Here is a 4,622-nt window from a genome sequence, read left to right as displayed (position 1 = left end):
TTTCGACTCCCTAGGGGTGCAGTGACATAATTCGAACATCTCGTGTGGGTGTAATTTTGCGGCTTCCAGCAACATCCCCGGTGCCATGTGTTATGCGAGGGCGTTCCCGTCGAATGTATGTTCATTGGTTGGGAAGTCCGTCCGCGAGGTCGAGAACGATCACAATGATGATCAGGAGGAGTATCCAGCGGAAGAAGCCGATACGACTCCAGACCTCGCGCGCGATGCTCCGGCCCGCCCGGCCGCCGAGCACCAGCAGTGCGAACAGCGCCCCGCCGACAGTGACGAGGAAGATCCCGGCATTGCTGTGGTCCACGGTCAAGACGATCGCACGCCGACCCCGGGGATCCCCGGGGGTCCCCGGAGAGCGTTTCTGTTCGGGTTGCGACCGAAGGTGACTGACCGTTCTCGCAGTCATCCTCCCCGTGCTCGCCGTCGGGCCGGTCGGGGTTGCGCTGATCGGCCTGGTACTGATCGGCCTAGTGCTGATCAGCGTGGTCACGTCGAGGCTCTCCCGTGTGCTACTGAAGGTCGATGGAACGTGTAGTGTAGGCCGTGTGGGAATCGACGCTTACCCGCCGCCAGACCAACATGCACTGTCAGGTCAGCGTGCCCAGGCGGGATGAAGGCACTCCCTTTCCCTGCCCGCCAAATCGCCGGCCGGCGCGCATCGGAGCGTGCTCGTCCCTACCGTGTTCCGGATGTCGACGGCACTCCTGACCGATCACTATGAGTTGACCATGTTGCGCGCGGCGCTCCGGTCCGGCGCGGCGGATCGTCGTGTGGTCTTCGAAGTCTTCACCCGATCATTGCCGCCGGGTCGCCGTTTTGGTGTGTTCGCTGGCACCGGCCGGCTGCTCGATGCGCTGGCGGACTTCCGGTTCGGGCCGCCCGAGCTAGCCGCTCTGTGGGCCGCCGATGTCATCGACGAGGTCACGGCACAGTGGCTGGCGGACTACCGCTTCGGCGGCGACATCCATGGCTTCGCCGAGGGCGAACCGTTTTTCGCCGAGACGCCAGTGCTCGCCGTCGAGGGCACCTTCGCTGAGACCGTGCTGCTCGAGACACTCGTGCTCGCCATCCTCAACCACGACAGCGCGATCGCGGCCGCGGGGGCCCGGATGGTCGGGGCGGCCGGGGACCGGCCCTGTCTCGAGATGGGATCCCGGCGCACCCATGAGGCCGCCGCCGTGGCCGCCGCCCGCGCGGCCTACCTCGTGGGTTTCGCAGCCACGTCGAACCTGGAGGCCGCCCGAGCGTACAAGGTCCCCAGCGTCGGTACCAGTGCGCACGCCTTCACACTCGTCCATCCGAGTGAGGCTGAGGCGTTCGCCGCGCAGGTCGCCACCCTCGGTGTCGGCACGACGCTGCTCGTCGACACGTACGACGTCCCCGCGGGGGTCGCCGCCGCCGTCGCGACGGCGGGCGCCGAGCTCGGGGCTGTCCGGATCGACAGCGGGGACCTGGGTCGGGTCGCCGGCGCCGTCCGCGCGCAGCTCGACAGCCTCGGTGCGACCAGAACACGGATCATCGCGACCGGGGATCTGGACGAGCACGCCATAGCCCGGTTGGGCGATGCCCCGGTGGACGGCTACGGTGTCGGTACCAGCCTGGTCACCGGTGCGGGTGCGCCCACCGCGGGGTTCGTCTACAAGCTGGTCGAGGTCGACGGCGAACCCGTGGCGAAGAGGTCGGTCGGCAAGAGCACCCGTGGGGGGCGCAAGCGGGTCATCCGCCGCCATGACCTCAACGGCCGTGCCGTCGCTGATGTCATCTTTCCGAGCCCGCCGGGCTCGCCGCCGGCCCCGGACTGCTTGTCCGCGCCGTCCGCGCCGTCCGCGCCGTCCGGTCCGTCCGGTCCGGGGGTGGGTCCCTCTGGCTCCGGGGACGCGCTCCCCGCGTCGCTGCGACCGCCCGACCCGGCCCGGGACCGGGACCTGTTGCGTCCGCTGGTGAAGGCCGGTGAGCCGGTTGGTGGCCTGACCGGGCCGGCCGGCACCCGGCGCGCTCGCGAGCACCATCGTCTGGCCCTCGCGGCCCTTCCCCCCATCGCCCGGGAGGTGGGCTACGGCCCGCCGTGCCTGCCCGTCGTCCACGCGGAGGGCCGTCCCTGAGCCGTCCCGGGCCGTCGGGCGGCGTCGCCCGCTGAGGTGCCGCTTTCGGCGGGAGGTCGAGGAGGGACCCGTGTGCATCGGCGCGGGGATGGCCAGACTGGAGGGGTGGCGCCCGCCTCTCCACCGAACCGGATCCGCGGTCCGTTGGACGGCGAGGGCGGGCGGCATGACGCCGTCATGCCGCCCGCCCTCGCCGTCAGCGTGGACGTGGTTCTGCTGACCCTGCGCGCCGGTCGGCTCTGCGTCCTGGTCATCCGCCGGGACGATCCCTCGTTCGGCGGATGCTGGGCGCTGCCCGGTGGTTTCGTCGACCGCGACGAGGATCTCGACGCCTCGGCCCTGCGGCAGCTCGCGGCCGAGACGGGCGTCACGACGACCGGTCACCTCGAGCAGCTGCGGACCTACGGCGGCGCGCACCGCGACCCGCGTGTTCGGGTGGTCAGCGTGGCCTACCTGGCCCTGCTGCCGAACCTCCCGCAGCCGCCGCCCGGCCGGGACGGACCGCGGGCCCGCTGGTGGCCGGTGGAGGACCTGGACTCGACCGACGGCCCGACGCTGGCCTTCGACCATCCGCGGATAGTGGTGGACGGCGTGGAGCGGGCCCGGGCCAAGCTGGAGTACACTCCGCTTGCCGCCGCTTTCTGCGAGGACCAGTTCACCTTGGCCGACCTGCGCCGCGTCTACGAGGCCGCGTGGGGCGTCGCGTTGGACCCGCCGAACTTCCGCCGCAAGGTGCTGTCCACGCCGGGATTCGTCGTGCCGCTGGGCCAGCGCACCTCCCCGCGCGGTGGCGGTCGGCCCGCCGAACTGTATCGGCGTGGCTCGGCGACCGCGCTGCACCCGCCGCTGCTGCGCCGGTCCGTCTGAGGACATTCCTCCAGGCCGGTCGCGCAGTTGTCGCCCGCCGCGGCCGGGGGGTCCGGGTCGGCCGCGGCCAGCCACTCGACGATGCCCGCGACGGCGTCCCGGCAGGTGCCGCATCCAGTGGTCGCCCGGGTACCGGTGACGATCGCCGGCAGGTCACGTGCCCCGTCCAACCAGCAGCGGGTGATCCCGCCCTTGGTCACGTTGTTGCACCGGCAGATGGTGACCCGGTCGGGCAGGGTCGCCGGACTGTCGGTGACGGTGACCTCGGTCCGGGCCGGGAACAGCAGGCTACGCCGGTCGGCCGGCACCGGAGCCTGCCGGTCGAACAACTGCGCCACGGTCCCCACCGTCGGGTTGTCACCGAGCATGATCGCGCCCACCAGTCGGTCCCCGCGGATCACCAGCTTCTTGAAGGTGCCCCGGGTGACATCGACGAACTGCAGCACCTCGGCGTCCTCGTCGAACTCGTCCACGTCGACCTCGCCCATGGTGGCGAGATCCACTCCCGGCGCCTTGAGCCTGGTCACGGGCCGGGCGCCGCTGTAGCGCGCGGCGGGGTCGGCGCCGGTGACAAGGTCAGCCACCACCCGGACCTGGTCCCACGCCGGCGCCACCAGTCCCTGCACCGTCCCGTCGTGCTGCGCGCAGTCACCGACCGCGAACACGGCCGGATCGGCGGGGGAGCGCATCTGATCGTCCACCACGATCCCGGCTTCGACCGGCAGGCCGGCCGCCGCGGCGAGGCCGGTCACCGCCACGACGCCGGTCGAGACCACCAGCAGATCGGCGTCGAGCACCTCGTCGCCGGCCAACTCCACCCCGGTGAGCCGCTCGTCGCCATGGATCCGGACGACCCTGGCCTCGAGCCGGGACCGCACCCCGAGTCCGGCCAGCGTCCGGGCCAGCACCTGTCCGGCCCGCCGGTCGAGCTGGCGGTTCATCAGGTGACCCGCGGCGTGCAGGACCGTCGTGTCCAGACCGCGGCGGACCAGGCCGCGGGCCGCCTCCAGGCCGAGCAGGCCGCCGCCGAGCACCACCGCGCGGGTGGCCCGTTCGGCCTGGGTGAGGATGCGCCGGCAGTCGTCGAGGGTGCGGAACGCCGCCACTCCGGGTAGCAGCGTCCCATCCGGTCGGGTCAGTCCTTCGATCGGTGGCAGCCACGCCCGGCTCCCGGTGGCGAGGATGAGTACGTCGTAGGCGACGACGCTGCCGTCGCCGGCCGTGACGGTGCGACGCGTACGGTCGATGTGGTGTGCCACCACGCCGACCCGGACGTCGACCAAGGCGCGCGGGGGCGTGTCGCCGCCGCTGTGGCCGCCATCGCTGTGGCCGCCGCCACCGCTGTCGCCGGACGTCGCATGGTCGACCAGGGTGATGTCGGCCAGATCCGCCTTTCCCGACAGGACGTTCGACAGCAGGATGCGGTTGTAGGCGGGATGCGGTTCCTCCCCGAACACGGTGATGATCAGGCTGGGGTCTCGGGAACGAGGCTCACTGATCATCCGGGAGCCCGCCATCCCATGCCCCACGATGACTATGCGGCGCGGCCCGGAGGCCCCTGTGAAGTCCGACGGGGGTGCGGAGTCGTGCATCATGGTCCGGGGTCTTGCGGTCATCACCGTTGGTGCCTTCCGCTCGGTC

At 71.5% G+C, this 4,622-nt stretch carries 3 protein-coding genes and 1 pseudogene; 2 read left to right on the top strand and 2 right to left on the bottom strand.

The features are described from left to right. Positions 1-121: 121 nt before the first annotated feature. Complete coding sequence (locus tag ACY45C_RS12460) at positions 122-316, bottom strand: hypothetical protein (protein ID WP_462187781.1); 195 nt, start codon at positions 314-316, stop codon at positions 122-124. Positions 317-701: 385 nt separating this feature from the next. On the opposite strand from ACY45C_RS12460, the gene ACY45C_RS12455 reads away from it, so the two are divergent. Both ACY45C_RS12455 and ACY45C_RS12450 read left to right on the top strand, forming a co-directional pair. Continuing rightward, on the top strand, positions 702-2,114 hold the full coding sequence (locus ACY45C_RS12455) for a nicotinate phosphoribosyltransferase (protein WP_462187790.1): 1,413 nt from the start codon (positions 702-704) through the stop codon (positions 2,112-2,114). Positions 2,115-2,219: 105 nt separating this feature from the next. After that, on the top strand, positions 2,220-2,981 hold the full coding sequence (locus ACY45C_RS12450) for an NUDIX hydrolase (RefSeq protein ID WP_462187780.1): 762 nt from the start codon (positions 2,220-2,222) through the stop codon (positions 2,979-2,981). Between the two features lie 86 nt (positions 2,982-3,067). Here the strand turns inward: ACY45C_RS12450 and ACY45C_RS12445 are convergent. After that, positions 3,068-4,573 (bottom strand): annotated as a pseudogene (locus ACY45C_RS12445) (FAD-dependent oxidoreductase); the annotation flags it as partial. Between the last annotated feature and the right edge of the window lie 49 nt (positions 4,574-4,622).

It is taken from the genome of Frankia sp. CcWB2 (assembly GCF_977927585.1).
The sequence above is the reverse complement of the archived record's forward strand: the minus strand, read 5'-3'. Positions and strand labels throughout refer to the sequence as shown.

Excerpts from the sequence above, each read along its gene's own strand:
- ACY45C_RS12455 (WP_462187790.1), top strand. The coding sequence starts at position 702 with ATGTCGACGGCACTCCTGACCGATCACTATGAGTTGACCATGTTGCGC.